24 protein-coding genes are annotated in these 20,727 nt (G+C 66.2%); 23 read left to right on the top strand and 1 reads right to left on the bottom strand.

The genetic code is table 11. From position 1 onward, the window contains the following. Positions 1-111: 111 nt before the first annotated feature. From PJB24_RS11265 to PJB24_RS11375, 23 genes are all read left to right on the top strand, one after another. Entirely contained in the window at positions 112-474 is a 363-nt protein-coding gene (locus PJB24_RS11265) for an NADH-quinone oxidoreductase subunit A (protein WP_273845918.1), read from the top strand. Beyond that, positions 471-2,129 (top strand): NADH-quinone oxidoreductase subunit D-related protein, encoded by a 1,659-nt coding sequence (locus PJB24_RS11270; RefSeq protein WP_273845920.1) that lies wholly within the window; start codon positions 471-473, stop codon positions 2,127-2,129. Before PJB24_RS11265 ends, PJB24_RS11270 begins: the two co-directional genes overlap by 4 nt. Beyond that, positions 2,126-3,025 carry a complex I subunit 1/NuoH family protein gene (locus tag PJB24_RS11275; RefSeq protein WP_273845922.1) on the top strand — a complete coding sequence of 300 codons (900 nt, stop codon included), beginning with the start codon at positions 2,126-2,128 and terminating at the stop codon, positions 3,023-3,025. The genes PJB24_RS11270 and PJB24_RS11275 overlap by 4 nt, the downstream gene beginning before the upstream one ends. Beyond that, entirely contained in the window at positions 3,022-3,522 is a 501-nt protein-coding gene (locus tag PJB24_RS11280) for an NADH-quinone oxidoreductase subunit J family protein (RefSeq protein WP_420541932.1), read from the top strand. The genes PJB24_RS11275 and PJB24_RS11280 overlap by 4 nt, the downstream gene beginning before the upstream one ends. Continuing rightward, a complete protein-coding gene (nuoK, locus tag PJB24_RS11285; RefSeq protein ID WP_273845926.1) occupies positions 3,522-3,830 on the top strand; it encodes an NADH-quinone oxidoreductase subunit NuoK in 309 nt (102 codons plus the stop codon). The genes PJB24_RS11280 and nuoK overlap by 1 nt, the downstream gene beginning before the upstream one ends. Next, positions 3,827-5,572, top strand: a complete 1,746-nt coding sequence (locus PJB24_RS11290; RefSeq protein WP_273845928.1) for an NADH-quinone oxidoreductase subunit 5 family protein — start codon at positions 3,827-3,829, stop codon at positions 5,570-5,572. Before nuoK ends, PJB24_RS11290 begins: the two co-directional genes overlap by 4 nt. Positions 5,573-5,584: 12 nt before the next feature. Next, on the top strand, positions 5,585-7,057 hold the full coding sequence (locus PJB24_RS11295; RefSeq protein WP_273845930.1) for a complex I subunit 4 family protein: 1,473 nt from the start codon (positions 5,585-5,587) through the stop codon (positions 7,055-7,057). Continuing rightward, the gene (locus PJB24_RS11300; RefSeq protein WP_273845932.1) at positions 7,057-8,433 is read left to right on the top strand and encodes an NADH-quinone oxidoreductase subunit N; all 1,377 of its coding nucleotides are present in this window, start codon (positions 7,057-7,059) and stop codon (positions 8,431-8,433) included. Before PJB24_RS11295 ends, PJB24_RS11300 begins: the two co-directional genes overlap by 1 nt. Positions 8,434-8,486: 53 nt before the next feature. Next, complete coding sequence (locus tag PJB24_RS11305; protein ID WP_273845934.1) at positions 8,487-9,308, top strand: prolipoprotein diacylglyceryl transferase; 822 nt, start codon at positions 8,487-8,489, stop codon at positions 9,306-9,308. Positions 9,309-9,313: 5 nt separating this feature from the next. Continuing rightward, positions 9,314-9,769: a hypothetical protein gene (locus PJB24_RS11310; RefSeq protein ID WP_273845936.1), complete on the top strand. Its 456-nt coding sequence runs from the start codon at positions 9,314-9,316 to the stop codon at positions 9,767-9,769. A gap of 15 nt (positions 9,770-9,784) precedes the next feature. Continuing rightward, the gene (locus PJB24_RS11315; RefSeq protein WP_273845938.1) at positions 9,785-10,468 is read left to right on the top strand and encodes a response regulator transcription factor; all 684 of its coding nucleotides are present in this window, start codon (positions 9,785-9,787) and stop codon (positions 10,466-10,468) included. After that, positions 10,465-11,601: a sensor histidine kinase gene (locus PJB24_RS11320; protein WP_273845940.1), complete on the top strand. Its 1,137-nt coding sequence runs from the start codon at positions 10,465-10,467 to the stop codon at positions 11,599-11,601. The genes PJB24_RS11315 and PJB24_RS11320 overlap by 4 nt, the downstream gene beginning before the upstream one ends. A gap of 91 nt (positions 11,602-11,692) precedes the next feature. Beyond that, complete coding sequence (locus tag PJB24_RS11325) at positions 11,693-11,932, top strand: SHOCT domain-containing protein (protein WP_273845943.1); 240 nt, start codon at positions 11,693-11,695, stop codon at positions 11,930-11,932. Positions 11,933-11,971: 39 nt separating this feature from the next. After that, a complete protein-coding gene (locus PJB24_RS11330; RefSeq protein WP_273845946.1) occupies positions 11,972-13,501 on the top strand; it encodes a multicopper oxidase family protein in 1,530 nt (509 codons plus the stop codon). Positions 13,502-13,566: 65 nt separating this feature from the next. Then, complete coding sequence (locus tag PJB24_RS11335) at positions 13,567-13,920, top strand: ArsR/SmtB family transcription factor (protein ID WP_273845948.1); 354 nt, start codon at positions 13,567-13,569, stop codon at positions 13,918-13,920. After that, positions 13,917-14,618: a cation diffusion facilitator family transporter gene (locus PJB24_RS11340; RefSeq protein WP_273845951.1), complete on the top strand. Its 702-nt coding sequence runs from the start codon at positions 13,917-13,919 to the stop codon at positions 14,616-14,618. The genes PJB24_RS11335 and PJB24_RS11340 overlap by 4 nt, the downstream gene beginning before the upstream one ends. Before the next feature lie 503 nt (positions 14,619-15,121). Further along, the gene (locus PJB24_RS11345; RefSeq protein ID WP_273845955.1) at positions 15,122-15,760 is read left to right on the top strand and encodes a hypothetical protein; all 639 of its coding nucleotides are present in this window, start codon (positions 15,122-15,124) and stop codon (positions 15,758-15,760) included. Between the two features lie 78 nt (positions 15,761-15,838). Beyond that, positions 15,839-16,219, top strand: coding sequence for an ArsR/SmtB family transcription factor (locus tag PJB24_RS11350; protein ID WP_273845958.1), 381 nt, complete (start codon positions 15,839-15,841; stop codon positions 16,217-16,219). Further along, a complete protein-coding gene (locus PJB24_RS11355; RefSeq protein WP_273845960.1) occupies positions 16,216-17,178 on the top strand; it encodes a cation diffusion facilitator family transporter in 963 nt (320 codons plus the stop codon). Before PJB24_RS11350 ends, PJB24_RS11355 begins: the two co-directional genes overlap by 4 nt. A gap of 7 nt (positions 17,179-17,185) precedes the next feature. Continuing rightward, positions 17,186-17,683, top strand: coding sequence for a GNAT family N-acetyltransferase (locus tag PJB24_RS11360; RefSeq protein WP_273845963.1), 498 nt, complete (start codon positions 17,186-17,188; stop codon positions 17,681-17,683). Positions 17,684-17,742: 59 nt separating this feature from the next. Then, positions 17,743-18,552: a heparan-alpha-glucosaminide N-acetyltransferase gene (locus PJB24_RS11365; RefSeq protein WP_273845964.1), complete on the top strand. Its 810-nt coding sequence runs from the start codon at positions 17,743-17,745 to the stop codon at positions 18,550-18,552. Between the two features lie 75 nt (positions 18,553-18,627). Further along, positions 18,628-19,029 carry a hypothetical protein gene (locus PJB24_RS11370; protein ID WP_273845965.1) on the top strand — a complete coding sequence of 134 codons (402 nt, stop codon included), beginning with the start codon at positions 18,628-18,630 and terminating at the stop codon, positions 19,027-19,029. A gap of 56 nt (positions 19,030-19,085) precedes the next feature. Beyond that, positions 19,086-19,757 (top strand): sortase, encoded by a 672-nt coding sequence (locus PJB24_RS11375; protein WP_273845968.1) that lies wholly within the window; start codon positions 19,086-19,088, stop codon positions 19,755-19,757. Between the two features lie 13 nt (positions 19,758-19,770). On the opposite strand, the gene PJB24_RS11380 is transcribed toward PJB24_RS11375, so the two are convergent. Further along, positions 19,771-20,673, bottom strand: coding sequence for a class E sortase (locus PJB24_RS11380; protein ID WP_273845971.1), 903 nt, complete (start codon positions 20,671-20,673; stop codon positions 19,771-19,773). Positions 20,674-20,727: the final 54 nt, after the last annotated feature.

A 20,727-nucleotide genomic window follows, 5' to 3' on the forward strand; every position in this document is an offset into this window, starting at 1 on the left:
TGGGAGATGTTTCGTGGATAGGGGTAGGGGGTAAGTGTACGGAACCCTTCGATCCGAAACCGGGAAGGAGACGAGAGCCGTGGACGATCTGAAGCCTGAAGAGACTTCATGATGAGCCCTCTCGAACAGTACGCGTTGCTCCTGGGGATGATCGCGGGTACGGCCGGGCTCGTGGGGTGTGTGTACCTGATCGGGCGCTCCTTCGGGAAGCCCCGGCGGGAGGAGGGCAAGGATGTCCCCGCCTCTTCCGGAAGGCTCTCCTCCGAGCCGGTCTGGGTACGCTACCACGTCCGGTATTACGGTCTCGCCCTGCTTTTCCTGGCCTTCGACATGGAGATGGCCTTCATGTACCCCTGGGCCGTCGTCTACAGGAAGGTGGGGCTGGAGGCCCTGCTGGACATGGGGGTGTTCCTCGCGATCCTGTTCCTGGGGCTGCTCTACGGCTGGAGCCAGGGGGCGCTGAAGCGCAGGTGATCACCGGGGCGCGCAAGGGGGAGACGTCCTGGCTCAGGCGGCTGGCCGCCCGCGCCTCGTCGAAGGAGCTCGCGGCGTTCGTCGTGCCCGGCCCCGAGGTCGCGCGTGCCTTCGGCCTCGATCTCGGGGCGGCTGGGCTTCGGGTGGTTCCATCCCCCCGTCACGCCAGCGTGCTCGTGGTCGTAGGCGGGCTGCCAGAAGGACTGCGGGACGCAGCCTCGGTGATCTATGCCCAGATGATGCGGCCCAGGGCCGTTCTCGTCCTGGGTTCCGATACTGCCTCCCCGCTACCCGGGCCGGACGTTTCGGCCCCCATGGATCAGGAATCGCTCTCGGCCGCGGTGGCGAGGCTGCGCCGGGCGTTCGCCGAGGGGGCCTGGGACCCGGGGGTGGAGGATTACGCACCGGAGGCGGCGGCGACCGAGACCCGCTACACCTGCCCCATGCACCCCGAAGTCGTGCAGAAGGAGCCCGGCGCTTGTCCCAAGTGTGGTATGGACCTGGTGCCGCGCGAAGTCTCCTCCGGAGAGAGTGACGGAGAGGAGGAGGAAGAAGAGGCCGGCGAACTGCACCACGGTTCGATGGACCATGGAGAGCACGGCTCCGGAGGCCACGAGCACATGGACCACACAGACATGGGGTTCATGTCGATGGTCGAGATGACCAGAGACCTGCAGCCCAGCGGCGACGGCCTCAGGATGGAGTGGGTGGAGGTTCCTTTCGGTCCGCTCTTCCCCGGGCTTCCCGGCGGGCTCGCACTCACCTTCACGCTCGACGGCGATACGGTGGCCTGCGTTCAGAGCGGGTCGGCGGTAGGGAGAGGGGGGGGATGTCTGCAGGGAGTTCCGGTGGACGATCTGTTGGAGCATCTGGGCCGGATCGACCCGCTCTCCCCGGTCGCCTACCGGGTGCTCGCCCTCAGGGCCGTCGAGAACGCGGCCGGGGTGGAACCCGCGCGGGCTACCGCGTACCTCGGGGCGCTGGAGCACGAGCGGGTGGTGAGCCACCTGGGATGGCTCTCAAGCTTCGGGTACCTGATAGGGTACGAGTGGTTGCATCGGCGGGCCGCTGGTCTGCAGCTCGCCCTGCTGCGCGACGATACCGGTGAGGGAGAGACGCTGTGGGGTGACCTGTCGGATCTCCTGCAGAGGCTGCGGGGTGCCACGCTCTTGCGGCGCAGGCTGGAGGGCGTCGGACGTCTGCGTACGGCGCGGGCCGCAGAGTACCCGGGGCCGGTCTCCCGCGCCGCAGGGCTTCCCTACGATGTCCGCTCGGAAGAGAAAGCTTACCAGGATCTGGGCTTCGAGCCGGCCGTGCAGGAGGGGAACGACGCATACTCTCGTCTGATGTTGCACCTCGACGAGATGGAGCGGAGCCAGGAGATCGTCCAGGCCGTGGGTTCCGTCTCGGCGCCGGACGATCTGGGGGTGCAGGATGGCATCTCGGGAGAAGGTGACGCCACGGTGGAGACCCCACGCGGTCCGGCGAGGCTCCGCGTGCGGATCGAGGACGGGATGGTACGCTCCGCGGAGCTCGAGACTCCCTCCGGGCGGCACGCGCAGCTCGTAGAGGATGTGGCCCTCGAGCACGAGGTCGCGGACGCGTTGGCCGGGGTTGCCTCGCTCGACCTCTCGCCGTGGGGGATGACGCGATGACGGTGTTCCTCGTGCTGGTGATGCTCTTCGCCGGGGCGTACCTCGTCGCCGTGCTCGAGGGATGGACTTCGACCGGACGCCTCAGGTTCGCCGGCCCGTTCTGGGCCGCCGTTGCACTCCTGGGACGCGAGTCGATCGTACCCCGCAAGCCGGACCGCGTCCTCTACGAGACCGCCCCCGTTCTGCTCCTCGTCTCGGCGGTGCTGGCGGCGGCGGTGCTCCCGCTCGGGCCGCACCTCGTCATCGCCGACCTCGCCACCGGCGCTCTGGCCGTCAACGCCGCGCTCGCTTACGTCATGGTGGCGCTCGTCATGGCCGGCTGGGGGCCGGACGGGGCGTACGCGATGGTCGCCGGCTGGCGCTTCCTCGGGCAGCTGGTCGCCTACTCCATGCTCATCGTCATGCCCATAACCGCGGTGGCGATGCGTGCCGGCTCACTCGTCACGACCACCATCGTCGAGTCGCAGGCCGGGATCTGGAACGCGCTCACCCAGCCGCTCGGGTTCGTGCTTTTCTTCCTGGCGGCGATGGCGGTCTGCTTCTTGCCGCCGTTCGACCTGCCCACCGCGCCGGGCGAGCTGGCGGGTGGGATCGAGGCCGAGTACGCAGGACCGCGGCTCGCGGTGGTGCGTCTGGCGCGCATGGTGCTCGTGGTGAGTCTCTCGCTCGCCGTCACGGTCTTCTTCCTCGGCGGGTGGCTCGGGCCTTTCCTGCCTGGCTGGGCGTGGACCTCCTTGAAGACGCTCGTGGTGGCGGCAACCATGCTCACGGCCGGGCGGTACGTCCCGAGGCTGCGCGGCGAGCACGTCATGGAGTGGGGCTGGAAGCTCGGCATACCGCTCGCGCTGGTCAACATATTCTGGGTCGGCATAACCCTGGTCCTGAGGAGCATGTGATGGCGCAGGCTTTCTTCACCGGTTTCTTCGGGCTCGCGGCGATCTGGTTCGGCGTGGTGGTCTTCCGCACCTCCTCGATGGTCCGCTCGGCGCTCGCGCTACTGTTCTCGCAGGCCGCCATCGGCGCGATGTTCCTCGCGATGCAGACCGAATTTTTGGGGGTGCTGCAGATCATGATGATGGCGACCGAGATGGCGATCATGGCGATCTTCATGGTCATGTACATGATGGACCCGGGTGGACTCGGCGGGATGGACATGACGCACCAGAAGCGCCTCTCGATAGCCGCGGGCATCTTTGGTGGGGCCGCCGCGGTCGCCGTCTCGTTGCTCGGCGGGTGGGGGACGGTCGGCCCGTCCACCATGCCGGAGGCTCAGGTCGCCGCGCTCGGGGAGGAACTCCTGGGACGCTCGATGCTCGTCTTCGAGACCGCGGGGATCACCATCCTGACGGCGATGATCGCCGCGACGGCGGTAGCCATAGAGAGGAGGCGATGATGGCTACGCTGCTGGTCGCTCTGGTCGCCGGGGCGGTGCTCTTCGGGATCGGGCTCTACGGCGCCCTCTCCCAGACGAACCTGGTCATGATCATGATGGGCGTCGAGCTGATGCTTGGGGCGGCGATGGTCAACCTGGTGGCTTTCTGGCGCTTTTTGCACCCCGCAGCCTACTCCGGGCAGATGTTCGTCCTCATCGTGATGACCGTGATGGCGCTCGAGATGGCGGTGGGCTTCGGCGTGGGCACGGCCCGCTTCCGCTCCAGAGGGTCGGTGGAGATGGAGGAGGCGGAGGATCTCAAGGGATGACGGTAGCCGCCCTCACCATCCTGGGCCCCCTCGCCGCGCTCGTCGCGATCCTTCTCTTCCGACGTGCCCCGGCCGCACTGGCCCTGCTCGGGGCCGGGGTGGAGGTGGTCTCCGCCGCGGTCACGCTGGTCCGGGTGGCTGGTGGAGCGAATTTCTCCGCGGCGCTGCCCGGGCTTCCGGGTTTCCCGCTCAGGATCGTGGTCGAGCCGCTCACGGCGGTGCTCGCCGTGCTCGTCGCGGTAGTGAGCGTGCTGGTGATGGTCTACGCGGTGGGTTACATGGAGGGAGCGCGCGGCAGGGTGCGCTTCTTCGCCAAGATGTCCTTCTTCGCCGCCATGATGCAGACGCTCGTCGTGGCCGGCGACTGGGTCCTGCTTTTGGCGGCGTGGGAGCTCATCGGTCTGGCCTCCTACCTCCTGATCGGATTCTCCCACGAGAAAGGGAGGACGGGGTCTGCGGCCACCCGTGCCTTCCTCTACACCCGCACCGCAGACCTGGGGCTCTACGTGGCGGTCTTCGTCCTGATCTCGCGCTCCGGCACGAGCGAGATCTCCGGGACTTTCGGTGTCGGTGGTCCGGCCGCCTTCGCCGCGGGGATCTTGCTCCTGCTCGCCGCGGCGGGCAAGTCGGCGCAGGTCCCGCTCCAGGGCTGGCTGCAGGACGCGATGGTCGCGCCCACCCCCGTCACCGCCTTCCTCCACTCGGCCACCCTGGTGGCGGCGGGGGCGATACTCCTGATCCGGACCTTCCCGCTGCTTTCGCCCGGGGTGCTCCTCGTCGTCGGGCTCCTCGGCGGCGTGACCGCCGTGGCGACCGGCGTGACCGCGGTGGCCGAGCGCGACCTCAAGCGCCTTTTGGCGGCCTCGACCTCCAGCCAGTACGGGTTCATGCTGCTCGCTCTCGGGGCGGGCTTCCCGGCGGCCGCGCTCTTTCACCTCGCCGCCCATGCTGCGATGAAGAGCGCCCTGTTCGCCGGCTCGGGCATCTTCCAGCGCGCCCGGGGCTCGACATCCTTCTCCGATCTCGGAGGAAGCGGGCGCGAGCGACCCCTCGTCTTCACCGCCTTCACGGTCGCCGGGCTCGCGCTCGCCGCCGTCCCGCCGCTCGCCGGGTACTTCTCCAAGGACGCTATCGTCGCCGCCGCCTACGAGTCCGGCTACGGCTTCGTTCTCCTCCCGCTCGCGCTCGCCGGGGCTCTTCTGACCGGAGCGTACGTCGCACGCGCTCTGAGGCTCCTGTGGCGGGGCGAGAAGAGAGAGGAGCCCGTCGCCGGTATGCGGTGGATGTGGGCTGGGCTCGCCTCTCTCACCGTGCTGGCCGTCTTCGTGGGGTTCCTGAAAGGAGCTCTCTCCGGGCTGATCGGGGAGGAGATACCGGACGAGCTGGTGACCACGGTCGTCGGTACCGCCGCCGCCTTCCTCGGGTTGTTTCTGGGATGGACCTTCACCGCAGATCGTTTGCTCGGCCCGCTGCGCGCGGCCGCAGAGAACGGGTTCCGCCTCGCGGGCGGAGTGGACGCGCTGGTGGCGAAACCGGCGCTCGCGCTCGCCGAAGCGGTGCGGGTCGCCGACGAGCGTGGGATCGACGGTGTGATCTTCGCGCTCGTACGTGGCGCCCGCGGTCTCGGTGAGCGTGTCCGCGCGCTGCAGAGCGGGCTGGTGCACAGGGAGCTCGCGCTCGCGGCGGGCGGGATGGCGCTGTTGCTGGTGTTCCTCGCGGTCGAAGCCATGAGAGGCCTGTAGGAGGAGGTTTTGGTGTTCCCGGTCGTCTCCGTGACCCTGTTCGTCCCGCTTCTGGGAGCGGCGCTCTTGGTCGTGCTGCGCAAGATCCCGCCGCGCGGCGCGCACGCCATCGGTCTCGTCTCTTCCGGGCTTGCGCTGGCCGGGTCGGGGTTGATGTGGGTGCGCGGCGTCTCGGGGGCGGGGTTCTCCCAGGTCGAGGAGGCCTCCTGGATGCCCTCGATAGGGGTGGCCTACCGTGTGGGTGTGGACGGGATAAGCCTGCCGCTCGTGCTGTTGACAGCGGTGCTGTTCTTCCTGGCCCTGGTCTTCTCCGTCGGGGTCGAGAGGGACGCCCGCTCCTACGTGGCGCTGTTTTTGCTGCTGGAGACGGCGTGCATCGGGGTCTTCGTCGCTCTGGATACGATCCTCTTCTACGTCTTCTTCGAGGTCACGCTGGTCGCGATGTACTTCATCATCTACGGCTGGGGTTACGAGGAGCGCCGGCGCGCCGCGATCACGTTCTTCCTCTACACCCTGCTCGGGAGCCTGCCCTTGCTGCTCGCGATCCTCGTCCTCTACGCCGGGAGCAGCCCGCACACCTTCGACGTGCAGAAGCTCGTGGCCTCACCGCCCCTGACGGGGCTTGCGGCCGCGTTCGCCTTTCTCGCCATGCTGGTCACGTTCGCGATCAAAAGCCCCATCTTCCCGGTGCACACCTGGCTGCCGCTGGCGCACACCGAGGCCCCGACCGCGGGCAGCGTCATACTGGCGGGTGTCCTGCTGAAGATCGGGACATACGGTCTGATCCGGTTCGCCCTGCAGATGACCCCCGACGCCTTCCGGGTCGCGGCCCCCTACGTGGCGGGGATCGCGGTTGTCAGCGCTCTCTGGGGGGCTTTCGCCGCCCTGGCCCAGAAGGACCTCAAACGGCTCGTCGCCTACACGAGCGTCAACCACATGGGCTACGTCTTCCTGGCCGTCGCGGCGGCCGCTGCGGCAACGAGCGCGCAGGTGAGGACGCTCGCGCTCGACGGGGCCGTGCTGCAGATGGTGAGCCACGGGCTCGTGACCGGCGCGTTGTTTTTAGTGGTCGGTGCGTTGCAAGAACGGGCACACACGCGCGAGATGGGCGCCTTCGGCGGGCTGTTGCGGGTCACGCCGGCGCTGGGGTGGTTCTTCGTCCTCTTCTCCTTCGCCTCGCTCGGGCTGCCGGGGCTCGCCCACTTCCCGGCGGAGTTCCAGATCTTTCTCGGCTCGTTCCGGGTGTACCCGGTCGCGGCGGCGGTCGCGCTGGTGGGGATCGCCGTGACCGCCGGGCTGTACCTGCGCGCGATACGGGTCTCCTTCTTCGGCAGGCCCGACGGGTGGCTGCAGGGGATGAGGGATCTCGGGGTGCGAGAGGTCCTGGCGACGGCGCCGCTCCTTGCTCTGACCATCGTGGTCGGGGTCTACCCGGCCCTGATCCTCGGCGTCGTACACCATACGACGAAGGCGATGGGGTTGTGATGTCGCTCGCCCGGATGGCGCACGATCTCACGCTGCTCGCGCCTCAGCTCGCGGTGCTTTGGGCGGCGGTGGGCGCGCTCGCCTTCGAGATGCTACGTCTGCCGAAGGTGGCGCTCGTCTACACGGTGGTCGGGCTCTTCTCGGCGGCGGGTCTGGCCGTGGCGTTCCTGGGGACGCAGACGAGCGTCTTTACCGGGACCTACCGGGTGGACTCCCTGAGCCTGTGGGCCGTGATCGTGCTCTCGAGCGCGACGGCTTTCGTCGCGGTGCTCGCCCGCCGCGAGGTCAGGGGCACCGACCGCGAGGGTACGGTCTACGCACTGCTCGCCTTCACGTTGCTGGGGGCGATCATGCTCGCCGGAGCGGGGGATGTGATGTTCCTGGTGCTGGGCGTGCTGCTCTCCAGCCTGGGGTCCTTCGCCCTGGTGGCCTACCCCAGGGACGACCGGGCGACCGAGGCGGCGATGAAATACTTCGTCTTCGGATCGGTCTCCGAGGCGGTCATGATCTTCGGCCTCACCTACTGGTATGGAGCTGTAGGCTCGACTTTGCTCTCCGAGCTCCCTTCACTCAAGGGATACCCGCTCGCGGCGGCGTTCGGGCTGGTCGCTGTCCTGGTGGGGCTCGGGTACAAGGCGTCCTACGTCCCGTTTCACTTCTGGGCACCCGATGCCTACGAGGGCGCTCCGGTCTCGATCGCGGCGTTCCTGTCGATAGTGCCGAAGGTCGGAGCGATCTTCGCTCTCGCCCAGGTCGTGCACGACCTGCCGGAGGGGCTCGTCGCCTGGCAGTTGGTGGTGGCGGTCCTCGCCGCCTTCTCGATGACCTACGGCAACCTGGCGGCGCTCGTGCAGGAGAGGATCGTGCGACTTCTCGCCTACTCCTCGATAGCGCAGGCCGGGTACTTCCTGCTCGGCATCGTGGACGTGGGGCAGGGAGCACTGGCCCCGCGCTCCCTCGTCGTATTCGCCGCCGCCTACGCCGCGATGAACCTCGGGGCCTTCGCCGTGGTCCTGCAGGCGGGGAGGCGCATCGGAGACTTCACCGGGTTGTGGAGGACCTCGCCGTGGGCGGCCGGGGCGATGGTGGTGTTTTTGTTCTCTCTCGTCGGGGTGCCGCCGCTCGCGGGGTTCGTCGGAAAGTTCCTCCTGTTCGGGGCGGCGATAGACGCCGGGTATACGTGGCTCGCGGTGGTGGCGATCCTCAACAGCGTGCTCTCTTTGGGGGTCTACCTGCGGGTCGTCGTCCCCATGTTCCGGGAGCCCAAGAAGGCCCCCGCTTCTCCGCCGCTGGTCGTCGCGGTCTGGGGGGTGGCCTTCTTCGCCACCGCAGCCATCGGGATCGCGGCGCAGGTCCTGCTGGGACGGGTGGTATAGACTCAGGGAGTAGTAGTGAACACGCAGCAAGGTTTAGGCCAGGAGGCCCGTAGATGATAGAGATACCTTTCCCTCCAGAACTCCGGCTCGGGCCGCTCAGCATCAGCTGGCATAGCATAGCCATCCTCATCGGGTTCCTTGTCGGGTGGTTCCTCTTCGAGCGGCTAGCCAGAAGGAGAGGATATCCAGAGGCGTTTCTGGAGTGGGCTCCGATCGTGGCACTCCTGGTCGGGATCGTCGGGGCTAGGCTTTATTACGTGGCTCAGAGCAACCCCATGGAATACCTCCGCAACCCGGTGAGGATCCTGGAGGTGTGGCGGGGAGGGCTCGCCTTTTACGGCACGGTTGCTCTCGTCCCATTGGCATTCCTGTGGCTCACCCGCCGTTACAGGGTGCCGTTCTGGTCGTTTGCTGATTTGATGGCGCTGGTCGGGGCTTTGGGGATGGCTATAGGCAGGATCGGTGACGTAATAATCGGCGAACATTATGGCCCACCAACTTCTCTACCGTGGGGTGTCGTTTACTCCGTGGGAGGCTTGGAGAGACCAACTCCAGGTATCGCGGTGCAGTCGGGAGCACTTTACGAGGTGGGGATAGACCTCTTGATCTTTGCCGCCGCCTGGTTTTTGAAAGACCTCTTGACAAAGAGGCCTGGGTTGCTGTTCGCCTTTGTGCTGGGGACGTTTGCTTTGAGCCGCGTAGTCATCTTTTCGGTGGTGCGCGACGTACCAGAGGTGGCTTTTGGGATGAACAATGCTCAACTAACCAGCATCTTCGCCCTGGTGGTTAGCCTCATGATCGCTGCGTGGAGGCGGAAACCAAAGACAGTGGAACCAGAGGTCTCGACGGGTGAGCGAGCGGGGTCGTTGAGATGAGTCGGATGGAGGTCTTCTCGGATCTGAGGAACTGGCAGGCGCGGCGCTACGCCGTCGCCGCGCTCGCGGGTCTCGTCTGGCTGGTGGTCTCCGGTGTTCCCACCGGCCTGATAAGCACCCCGATCTACCACCGGATGATACCGGCCACGTGGTGGGACTACACGTTCTGGGTGGCCGGGGCGGTGCTGGGGGGGTTGCTGCTGGCGACCTACGTGAACCCCGCGCCCGTCTCCGGACGGTCCGGCACCGAAGGGGGACTGCTCGGCGGTATCTTCTCGGTGTTCGCCATAGGATGTCCTGTGTGCAACAAGCTCGTCGTGCTGGCCCTCGGGGCGAGCGGGGCGCTCACCTACTTCGCTCCGATCCAGCCGCTGCTCGGTTTCTTCTCCGTGGGGATGTTGCTCTATGCCCTCTATCGCCGGCTCGAGGGCGAGCGTGCCTGTCCGGTCGGCAGGGGGTAGAGCGAGGCTCCGCCCATGGGCGTCAGGGTGCTGGTGGTGGAGGACGAGAGGAGCCTGGTGAGGCTCCTGCGGGCCTACCTGGAGCGGGAAGGCTTCGAGGTGTACGAGGCTTTCGACGGCAGGGCCGGGCTGGATATCGCGGGTGAAGTCCGGCCCGATGTCGTCGTCCTCGACTGGATGTTGCCGGAGCTGGACGGCCTGGAGGTGCTGCGCAGGCTGCGGCGTTTCTCGGATGCCTACGTGATCCTGCTCACTGCGCGCGTCGAGGAGACGGACCGTATCGTCGGTCTCTCGGCCGGAGCGGACGACTACCTGCCCAAACCTTTCTCTCCGGGTGAGCTGGTCGCCCGCGTGAGGGCCATGCTGCGCAGGCCGCGTTCCGGGACGGGACCGGAGGAGGAGCCTCTGCGCGTCGGTGAGCTCAGCATCGACCCTTCCAGGCGCGAGGTGCGTCTTGGGGGTAGGGAGATCGCACTCACCGCGATAGAGTTCGATCTCTTGGCGGCGCTCGCCTCCCGTCCCGGGCTGGTCTTCTCCCGCGCGCAGCTTCTGGAACGGGTGTGGGGCGAGGGGTATTTCGGGGATGATCACGTGGTGGACGTGCACATCGCCAACGTGCGCAAGAAGCTGGGGGAGGACGCTGCGCATCCGCGTTACATAGAGACGGTGCGCGGCGTGGGTTACAGGATGAGGAGATGAGATGTCCCTCCCGGATGGGGTTCCGGGGTCTGCTGCCCAGGCTCTTCGCCTCGCACCTGGTCGTGGCCCTGGTGGGGACGCTGACCTTCCTGGTCGCGGTCTCTGTCGTGGCGCCGTTGCTCTTCGGCAACCTCATGCAGGGTCCGATGGGTCCCTCACACATGATGAGCATGGGCCAGATGATGGACTCCGTCTTTAGGGCCTTCGCGCGTACGCTCCTCTACTCGCTCGCCGTCGCGGCGGTCGCCGCGATAGCGGTCGCCGCAGTGACGGGGATGTTCGTTGCGCGCAGGATCGTCGGTCCCCTGCGGGCGATGAGCCGGGCGACACGCCGCATAGCGGCCGGACGTTACGACGAACGCGTACCCGTGCGCGGCGACGACGAGCTCGGTGAGCTCGCCGAGAGCCTCAACGCGATGGCCCGGACCCTCCAGGCCACCGAACAGCGCCGGCTCGACCTCATCTCCGACGTTTCCCACGAGCTGAGGACTCCTCTGACGGTGATCGAGGGGTACATGGACGGGCTGATCGACGGTGTGGTCGAACCCTCGGAGGAGACCTGGTCTCTAGTGCGCGCCGAGGCCGGCCGTCTGCACCGTCTGGTGGACGAGATGCAGGAGCTCTCCCGGGCGGAGGCCGGCGGAATCCCCCTGCACCTGCGGGAAGTCTCGCCAAGGGAGGTCGTGGAGCAGGCCGCCGGTCTCCTCGGGCCGCTCTTCGCGGAGAAGGGCGTGAGGATGGAGGTCTCCGTCCCTGAGGATCTACCGCCGGTGCTCGCCGACCGGGACCGGGTCGTGCAGGTCCTGGACAACCTGCTCTCCAACGCGCTGAAGTACACGCCGTCCGGAGGCGAGGTCTCCCTGTCGGCGCGTCGGGCGAAGGACGAGGTGTCTTTCCGGGTCACCGATTCCGGGGAGGGCATAGCACCCGAACATCTGCCGCACCTCTTCGAGCGGTTCTACCGGGTGGAGGGTTCCCGATCGCGCGAGAATGGCGGGGTCGGGGTGGGGCTCACCATCTGCCGGACGCTCGTCGAAGCGATGGGCGGCAGGATACACGCCGAGAGCGCCGGTCCTGGCAGGGGGGCGGCTTTCGAGTTCACCCTGCCCGTGGCTCCCCGGAGAGAATCTTGATCCAGGCTTGATCTTTTCTCGAGCGGTGCTTGATCTGCGCGTACTACATTCTCTTCGTGAGACGAAAACGACAAACGGAGGTACGACAATCATGATGGGCGGGTTCGGATTCGTGTGGATGATCGTCCCGGCGTTGCTCCTGATAGGCGTCATAGCTCTCGTAGTATGGGCCTTGGCCAGGGCCTTCCCGGTCTCGCGTGACGGGGATTACCCGCGGAGGGACAGAGCGGAAGAGATCCTGGAGGAGCGCTTCGCCCGCGGCGAGATCACTACTGAAGAGTACAGGGATTCGCTGAGGGTGCTGAGGGAGAAGTCCGGGAAGAGGGTCTGATGACGAACGGGGACTGGAAGGAAAGAGTGGTGTGTGAAGATGGCTAAGCTGAGCCGCCGGGAGTTCTTCGGGCTTGCGGGGTTGGGGACGGGGGCCCTCGTCCTGGGTGCCTGCGGGAGATCTTCGGGTTCCGGAGCGGGCGCCGGCACCTCCCGCACTACCCCTGCTCCGTCCGGCACCAGAGAGTACGCGCTCGATGTCTCGCCGGCACAGGTCAGGATCGGCGGGCGCCGGGTGAAGACCTGGACCTACGGGGGAAACCTGCCGGGGCCCGAGATCCGGGTAAAAGAGGGAGAGCGGCTTCGGGTGAAGGTGAAGAACGCTCTGCCGGAGGGTACGACGGTACACTGGCACGGGCTCCCCATCCCCAACGGGATGGACGGTGTCCCGTACGTCACCCAGAAGCCGATAAAGCCGGGGGGGGAGTTCGTCTACGAGTTCACGGTCCCCGTCTCCGGCACCTACTTCTACCACAGCCACGTCGGGCTCCAGCTCGACCGCGCCCTCTACGGTCCGCTCGTCATCGAGCCCAAAAAGGAATCGCTCTCCTACGACCGCGAGTACACGCTCATGCTCGACGACTGGCTCGACGGGGTGCGGGGTACTCCCGAGGACGCGATGAAGCGCCTCAAGTCCGGAGGGAGCGCGATGATCGGGATGGGCAGTATGGGAGGCATGGGAGGTATGGGAGGTATGGGAGGCATGGGTGGGGGCATGCGCGGTATGTCCGGGATGGGGGGCGGGAGCGAACCCCGCCAGTGGACGCCGGATATCGTCTACCCCTACTACCTGATCAACGGCAAACCCCCGGATTCTCCCGAGGAGCTCATGGTGAAGCGCGGGGAGCGACTCCGGCTGCGCTTCATCAACCCGGCGAGCGCGACGATCTTCAGGGTGGCCCTTGCCGGTCATCGCATGACCGTGACACACACCGATGGGCAGCCGGTCGAGCCGGTAGACGTCGACGCTCTGCGGATCGGACCGGGTGAGCGTTACGATGTGATCGTCGAGGCGAACAACCCGGGTGTCTGGCAGCTCGCGGCACAGGCCGAGGGGACGGAGAAGATGGGACGTGCGATCCTGCGCTACCGGGGAAGCTCGGGCTCCGCTCCACCGGCAGGCCAGAAGCCGCCCGAGTTGGGAAAGAAGCTCCTCCTGTACGGTATGCTCAGGGCAGCCTCTGGGGTCGACCTGCCTTCCGGGAGCCCGGATCAGGTGACACCCGTCACCCTCTCCGGGAACGAGCGGCGCTACGTCTGGAGGATCAACGGGAAGTCCTTCCATCCGGGACCCAACGCCACACCGGACCCGATCACGGCCGGAAGGAACAAGCATATCCGCTTCGAGTTCATGAACATGTCCATGATGCCCCACCCGATGCACCTGCACGGACACTCCTTCCAGGTGGACAACGGTACAGGAAGGGGACCGTTGAAGGACACCGCCATCGTCGACCCGATGCAGAGGTTCGCCGTCGACTGGTACGCGGACAACCCCGGAGACTGGGCCTTCCACTGCCACCACCTCTACCACATGGAGGCCGGCATGATGCGGGTGGTCAGGGTGTAAGAATCCCTCGAGCCCGCCTCCCGTGGCGCTTGCCCGGATATATCTACATTTGTTAGAATGTAGATATGAATGATGACAGGTGCGAACTGCTTTGCGTGGATGCTCCGAGGGCGGAGGCGATTCGCGAGAAGCTACTGACGGAGAAGAGGGCGCAGGAGGCCGCCGGGAGGGCCAGGGCTCTCTCGGACCCGACGCGGCTCACGCTGGCTGCGGCGCTCGGGGAGGCCGGGGAGCTCTGCGTGTGCGATCTGTCCTGGATAGCGGGGCGCGGGCAGGGGTTGGTCTCGCACCACCTTCGGGTGCTGCGTTCGCTGGGGTTGGTACGCTCCAGGCGTGAGGGGAAGATGGTCATGTACTCGCTCACGGAGCGCGGGGCTTCGCTGCTCTCGGCTGTGCTTGGTGAGGAGATCGGGGTGTGAGCGGGCGGCCGGTCCGGGTGGGGCGAGGGCCCCTGCAGGGGGTAGAGGAGCGGATGCGTCTGGTGAAGAGAGCCAGGCTTTTGGCCCGGCTGGGGCTCGTCTGGCACGGGATAGAGGCCGGCGTGGCCATAGGGGCGGGGATCGTGGCGGGATCCATAGCCCTGATCGGCTTTGGAGCCGATTCGCTGATCGAGGCGGCCGCCGGGATCGTCATCCTCTGGAGGTTCGCTTCCGGGAGGATCTCGTCGGAGGGTGCCGAGAGGCGGGCGCAGAGGATGATCGGGCTCAGCTACTTCCTGCTCGCGGCTTACGTCGGGATCGAGTCCGGAAGGACGCTCTTGCTGCAGGAGCATCCGGCGACGAGCTGGGTAGGGATGGGGTTGTCCGTCGTTACGCTGCTCACCATGCCGCCGCTTGCCCGGGCGAAGGCTCGAGTCGGTGAGGAACTCGGATCGGCGGCGGTCAAGGGCGAGGGCACCCAGAACATGCTCTGTGCCTACCTCTCCGCCGCGTTGTTGATCGGGCTCGGAGCCAACGCCCTGTTTGGGTGGTGGTGGGCCGATCCTCTGGCGGCGCTCGTGATCGCGGGGGTTGCGGTGAGGGAGGGGCTGGAGTCCTGGCGTGGGGAGCAGTGCGGCTGCTACGCCGGGGAAGAGCCTGATCGCCGCGAGGATGGCCGCACTCGTCGAGCGCGATGACCGAAATCTGGTGCACAAGGGGTTACGTCTCGGGTGGTTTCGTGCGACCGGCGCTTTGTTGTTTTCGAAGAATTTTTGAAGAAGCGCGCGGCGGCGAAGCAAGGTGGTTCGTGGGATAATCCATAAGGTTTGACTTTGCGCCGCACATACGCCGTCGTGCTGGCGGCCCTGCTGGTCGTCTTCGTGTCGTTCCACCCGCAGTCGGCGGGTGGAGGATGCGGTCCGGACGGATGCCAGCAGCCACCACACGCGTCTTCCGCCGCCTGTCCGGCTTCCTGCGCTGCGGCGATCCTCGCCGCCTCCGTCGTGGCTTTCGCCTTCGCCGCATTCTGCGGGAGGCGGCCAGCAGATCAGAGGCCACCCGCAGAGTTTTACCTCGCCCCAGATCCGCTCCCTCCCTGGAACCTCCTCACAACTGTCTAAGAGAGACGATTGCAATACACCCGCAGGCGAGCGTCGCCTGCGAGTGCGAGGTGGTTCCACGATCCCAAGAGGAGAAAAACTTGAGCAGGAACGACAGCCGGGGCCGGAACCGCGGTACGGGTGAGCGTGCTTCGGTAAAACGCAGGAACCCGAACGGAACCAGATCGATCGGGCTCGGAACGGTAGCGGTGGTCGTGGTTATCGTCGTCGCGGCGATGGTCGGCGCTCTGGCCTGGCTCTCACGCCCCAACCCCTACGAGCCTCAGGCTAACTTCAATAGCAACGGGGGCACAGGCCAGCCCATAGACGGGATAAAGTGCGCAACCAGCGAGCAGCTCCTCTTCCACATCCACGCCCACCTCGACATCTTCGCCAACGGCAGGAAGGTCAGGGTGCCCTCCCAGATAGGCATCCCCGGAAAGTGCATCTACTGGCTGCACACCCACGACTCCAGCGGCATAATCCACGTCGAATCCCCGGTCCAGCGCACCTACACCCTGGGCGACTTCTTCGATATCTGGGGTGCTCCGCTCTCCAGGAACAAAGTTCTCTCGTTCGATGTTAGCCGCTCAGAGCCGCTCCGCGTCTACGTCGACGGCAAACTTTACAAGGGGGATCCTCGCAAGGTCCCGATCAAAGAACACGAGGAGATAGCGCTGGTAATCGGCAAGATGAAGGGCAAGCCTCCCGCGTCTTACGAGTTCCCGCCCGGCGACTAGTCCAGGGTGGAGGCAGGGTCGAAACCCTGCCTCCGTATCATATTTGAAGAATTCTTCAGATGTGAGAGAATCATTCTCATGACGCACTTCAGGGAAGCTTCGCCGGGGGAGCGGCTGCTTGAGCCGCGGGACGTCTTGAGCGGGGAGATGGGTCGGGTGGACGAGAGGATCGCGGGCCTGATGGGGGCGCTCTCCGGCCCGACGCGGGTGAGGGCGCTCTTCGCGTTGCTGGAGCACGGCGAGCTCACGGCGGGAGAGCTGGCGAAGGTGGTCGGGATGAGCGGGTCCGCGACGAGCCATCAGCTCAGGGTGCTCAGGGACCTCGGGCTGGTGCGGCGGCGCAGGGAGGGCAAGAGGGCCTTCTACGCGCTCGCCGACGACCACCTCGGGGTACTGCTCCGGGAGGCGCTCTATCACGTGGACCACGCGCGGCTGTTCGAGCCGGGGAGGCGCCGTTGAGCGGCCGCGAGCACGGAGGCATCGTGCACCTGCTCTCGCATCTTCTTCCGTTCGGGCACGCGCACGAGAGCCACGAAGGCGTGGACGAGGCGCTCGAGGCGAGTGAGGAGGGCATAAGGGCGCTCAAGATATCGCTGGTGGGGCTCATGCTCACCGCGCTCTTGCAGCTTTTGGTGGTCGTCTTCTCGGGCTCGGTCGCGCTGCTCGCCGACACCATCCACAACTTCGGGGATTCGCTCACCTCGCTGCCGCTGTGGCTCGCGTTCGCGCTCGGTAAGAAAGCGGCTGACCGTGCACACACCTACGGCTACGGGAGGGCCGAGGATCTTGCGGGGGTGGCGATCGTCGCGGTGATCTTCTTCAGCGCGTGCGTAGCCGCCTACGAGTCTATTGAGCGTCTGATCCACGGCTCCGAGGTCTCGAACGTCGGGTGGGTCGCGCTCGCCGCCGTGATCGGCTTTCTCGGCAACGAGTTAGTGGCGCAGTTTCGCATCGGGGTGGGGAAGAAGATCGGGAGCGCCGCGATGGTCGCCGACGGGCAGCACGCCCGCGTGGACGGGTTCACCTCGCTCGCGGTGCTCGTCGGGGCCGGGGGAGTCTGGCTCGGGTACCCGGTCGTGGATCCCATCGTGGGCATCCTCATCACCATCGCCATCCTGTTCATCGTCAGGGATTCGGCGCTCTCGATGTGGCGCCGGATGATGGACGCCATAGAGCCGGAGATCCCCGAGACGATAGGCCGGGTCTGCGGGAGGGTGCCCGGCGTCGAGGGTGTGGAGAGTGTCCGGGCCCGCTGGGTCGGGCATCGGGTCCATTCGGAGGTGTGCGTGTTGCTGCCGCCGGCGATGACGCTGGAAGAGGCGCGCGAGGTGGAGCGGCGGTTGCGGGAGGCCGTCCGGGAGGCGATGCCGAAGCTCGGGCGGCTGGTCGTCGAGATCGCGCCCGCGCGGAGGAGGTGAGGTGCTCGTGGAGCTCGTTACGCCGAGGCTCGTTCTCAGGGAGTTCTCGCCGCAGGAGCTGGATACGCTCGCGCGCCTCGATGCCGAGGAGACGACCCGCGGTTTCGGTTGGGCGGGGGGCGTTGATCGCGACGGCGTGGCGGCGGCCCTCGAGAGGTGGCTGGGTCTCTATCCTCGCGGTCTCGGGCAGCTCGCGATGGTCCACCGCGAGGACGGCGCGCTCATCGGGCACTGCGGGCTCGAACCGGCGGACGGCGGGCGTATCCTGCTCTCTTACGCGCTCTCGAAGGAGTACTGGTGCATGGGCCTCGCCCCCGAGGCCTGCCGGGAGGTGCTGCGATACGGCTTCGAAGAGCTCGGGCTCGAGGAGATCTGGAGCCACACCGGTGCGCGCCGGCGTGCCTGGAGGGGGATGATGGAGCGGCTCGGGATGGAGCTGCGCGAGGAGTTCGGGGGGATGGTCCGGTACGCCGTGCTTCGGGAACGTTTCCGGGAGGCATCGTAATCTTCCCCGTGAGACGCCTGTCCCGTCGGCCTGGTTGTGGCAATATCTCGGTGATGGGATTGGAGGAGAGCAGACCGGGGTCCGAGAGCGCGGCCTTCGCCGGGAAGGTAGGGGGTAGGTTCTGGGATGTCGACGTGGTGCGGGGGATCGCCATGGTCCTGGTCGCCACCTACCATTTCGTCTACGATCTGGACTTCCTCGCCGGCTATCCCGTGAACGCGGTGGGCATGTTCTGGGGCAACTTCGCAGATACGAGCGCCTTCATGTTCGTGTTTCTGGCCGGGCTCTCGCTCGCCTTGAGCCACCAGAGGGCGCGCATGAAGGTGGGACCGGAGGCGAACCTCTTCCCGAAGTATCTGCGGCGGGGCCTGAGGATCTTCGGCTACGGCATGGGCATAACGGTGGTCTTCTGGGTGCTGAAAGCAGGGGTCGTCATCTTCGGCATCCTGCACATGCTCGGGGTCTCTATCATCTTGGCCTATCCCTTTCTGCGGCGGCGCTGGACGAACCTGTTCTTCGGGCTCTCGGTGGTCGCGGCTGGAGCCTTCATACAGGCCGACCAGAACTCTTTCGTACTGCCGGGGGTCTGGGGGTTTCTGCTCGCCCCCTTCGGGGTCTTCCCCGCCGGGGTGTACATGGCAGATTACAGGGCGCTGCTGCCGTGGTTCGGGGTGGTGTTGCTCGGGCTTTTCGTCGGCAACACGTTCTACCTGCGGCGGCGAGACGTGAAGCCTCTCGGGCAGGCGCCGCGTCCGATGCGCCCGCTCGCCTTTGTCGGGCGGCACACCCTTTTTATCTACCTGATCCACCAGCCAATACTCATAGCTTTGCTGTGGGCTTTCGGGGTCGTGAACCCGTCCGCTCTGTAAAAAGGCGCCGGCGTGAGCGGCTGGTGAGGTAAACTTTTGATGTGATGGCGGCTCTCGTGACATTTCCGGGAGGCGGTGAGTCTTAAGATGCCCTCGCCGAGGCTCACCGGGGCCGGGCTGCTGTTTATCCTGATCGCCGGACTGAGCTGCCTGTTTGGTGTCTTCCCACAGGTGGTTCGCCCCGGGGACGGGATCTACCAGGCCTCAGGCCAGCAGGCCTCGGCGCACGTTCAGGACCACGCCAGGCTCGGTGTGGTTCGGGGGGAGGAGCCTGGCGAACAGGGGCTGCTGCAGAACCTTGGGTTGCTCGCGACGCTGCTCTCGCTCTCCTTCTGCACCGCGCTGAGCCTACTGCTGGGGAGGGTGATCAGGTGCGCCTGCCCCGCGCGAGCGCCGGTCCGTGCTTGCCCCCCGACCCTCAGAGCTTCCCCCGCCTGCGGGCCGTCGCTGCCATCTCTCCAGGTGTTCAGGCTGTAACTCCCAACCCTCGAAGGGAGGGTTTCCTGGCACCTGGACAGATGGAGGTGTACCCGATGAGCATCAAGAGAATAGTACTGCAGGCCTTGAGCGTGGTGCTGATCCTGGCCGGCGTGGGATTGCTCGGTTTCAATTTCTTCGGGACGCAGGTCACCGCCGGAGGGGTGGTCGAACAGCACCGCGGGGGCCACTTCAGCATACCGCTGGTGCGCCCGAAGGACAGACCATCCGGCGGCACGCTTCCCGGCATCAGGGTGCCTGAAGACAAGACCTTGCACCTGACGATCCCAGCGATGAGCCGGGTGAGGGACGCAGTGGTGCCCACGGCGCGCAGCACCAATGGACAGGCCCTGAACAACCACGTGGCCATCCACATAAAGGGGACGGGCTTCCCCTGGCAGAAGGGGGCCAACGTCTACATCGCTGGCCACCGCCTCGGCTACGTGGGCACAAGGAGCCTGCTCGCCTTCTACGACCTGAACAACCTGAAGAAGGGCGACATAGTCTACGTGACCGATGCCAACGGCAACAGGTACATCTACAGGGTCTACAGGAAGTTCGCCGTCTATCCCACCGAGACCTGGGTCACCCGGCCCGTCAGGGGAAAGAGCATACTCACCCTGCAGAGCTGTACTCTCCCCAACTATACTGAGCGTCTGATCGTTCGGGCGCAGCTTATCCGGACGGTAAGGTCCCAGGATACCCACGCGGAAGACAGCGCCGCCTGATGGCGTCACTCGATCATGAGGAGCCCGGTTCTATCGCCACCCGCTCACCCTGCACCAGCAGGCGGTCCAGGTTCGGCGAGTCATTGTACATCTCCGGGCCTATCGACCACCAGTCGTTGAGCGAGGTGATGCAGGTCTGCAGCGTTACCAGGTTCTTTCCGGAGACAGGGTAGGTATAGCGGGTGTCGTAGGGGCCGACGGCGAAGACGCGCGTCACCCGGTAGATGTAGCGGGTGCCGTTGGAATCGGTGAGGATGATCTCATCCCCCGGCTGCATGGAGGGAAGGTTGTAGAACTGGTAGTAGCTCTGGGTCCCGGCATAACCGAGCCTGTGTCCGATTATGTAGGTGTTGGCGCACGGTTGCCAGGGGAACCCCGTGGGGGGCAGCTTTATGGCTCCCTGGTTCAGTGCCGCCGCGGAGTTGCTGTTCGTCACGGTGTCCCCGTAGATCCCCAGCTTCGGGACTGTCAGGTAGAGGGCGTCGTTCGGGGGCTTGGGCGGCGTGGGACCACAGGCGGAACGCCGTGGCGTCCGGGCCTCTTTCCTGTCGGTATGCTGGGAGTGGTTTTTGCCGGATCTCTTGCTTGCTCCCTGTTTGTTTGTTCCGACTTTTTCTCCGGTCTTTTTTAACCGGGTTCCAGAGGTCTTGGCGGGTGGGTTGGCTCTGGCGCCCTCCTCCCGCACGGTGCTGGAGTGAGACCGGCTCGCGTCCTTACCGGTGGTTTTGGCGTCTGCGCCACTACCGCGGGCCACCTGCAGGGAAGATCCTGCCCCGCCGCGATCCGGTGCGTTCAGACCGAAGGCGACGACCCCGGCGGCCGCGATGATGATCAGAACCAACAACAGGCCGAGGGCTGTCCTGCGGTGTCGCCTTCTCCCGGTAAAGATGCGACGCTCTCTCCTTCTACCATGCATGCAAAAAATTCTATCCCGACCGGCGAAGCGACTGCAAGCCGGCTCCCGGGGATC

The sequence above is a fragment of the Rubrobacter calidifluminis genome (genome assembly GCF_028617075.1).
Classification (GTDB): Bacteria; Actinomycetota; Rubrobacteria; order Rubrobacterales; family Rubrobacteraceae; genus Rubrobacter_E; species Rubrobacter_E calidifluminis.

Excerpts from the sequence above, each read along its gene's own strand:
- PJB24_RS11335 (WP_273845948.1), top strand. The coding sequence starts at position 13,567 with ATGAATGATGACAGGTGCGAACTGCTTTGCGTGGATGCTCCGAGGGCG.
- PJB24_RS11300 (WP_273845932.1), top strand. The coding sequence starts at position 7,057 with ATGTCGCTCGCCCGGATGGCGCACGATCTCACGCTGCTCGCGCCTCAG.
- PJB24_RS11290 (WP_273845928.1), top strand. The coding sequence starts at position 3,827 with ATGACGGTAGCCGCCCTCACCATCCTGGGCCCCCTCGCCGCGCTCGTC.
- PJB24_RS11325 (WP_273845943.1), top strand. The coding sequence starts at position 11,693 with ATGATGGGCGGGTTCGGATTCGTGTGGATGATCGTCCCGGCGTTGCTC.
- PJB24_RS11315 (WP_273845938.1), top strand. The coding sequence starts at position 9,785 with ATGGGCGTCAGGGTGCTGGTGGTGGAGGACGAGAGGAGCCTGGTGAGG.
- PJB24_RS11310 (WP_273845936.1), top strand. The coding sequence starts at position 9,314 with ATGGAGGTCTTCTCGGATCTGAGGAACTGGCAGGCGCGGCGCTACGCC.
- PJB24_RS11380 (WP_273845971.1), bottom strand. The coding sequence starts at position 20,673 with ATGCATGGTAGAAGGAGAGAGCGTCGCATCTTTACCGGGAGAAGGCGA.
- PJB24_RS11350 (WP_273845958.1), top strand. The coding sequence starts at position 15,839 with ATGACGCACTTCAGGGAAGCTTCGCCGGGGGAGCGGCTGCTTGAGCCG.
- PJB24_RS11305 (WP_273845934.1), top strand. The coding sequence starts at position 8,487 with ATGATAGAGATACCTTTCCCTCCAGAACTCCGGCTCGGGCCGCTCAGC.
- PJB24_RS11330 (WP_273845946.1), top strand. The coding sequence starts at position 11,972 with ATGGCTAAGCTGAGCCGCCGGGAGTTCTTCGGGCTTGCGGGGTTGGGG.
- PJB24_RS11320 (WP_273845940.1), top strand. The coding sequence starts at position 10,465 with ATGAGATGTCCCTCCCGGATGGGGTTCCGGGGTCTGCTGCCCAGGCTC.
- nuoK (WP_273845926.1), top strand. The coding sequence starts at position 3,522 with ATGGCTACGCTGCTGGTCGCTCTGGTCGCCGGGGCGGTGCTCTTCGGG.
- PJB24_RS11275 (WP_273845922.1), top strand. The coding sequence starts at position 2,126 with ATGACGGTGTTCCTCGTGCTGGTGATGCTCTTCGCCGGGGCGTACCTC.
- PJB24_RS11375 (WP_273845968.1), top strand. The coding sequence starts at position 19,086 with ATGAGCATCAAGAGAATAGTACTGCAGGCCTTGAGCGTGGTGCTGATC.
- PJB24_RS11265 (WP_273845918.1), top strand. The coding sequence starts at position 112 with ATGAGCCCTCTCGAACAGTACGCGTTGCTCCTGGGGATGATCGCGGGT.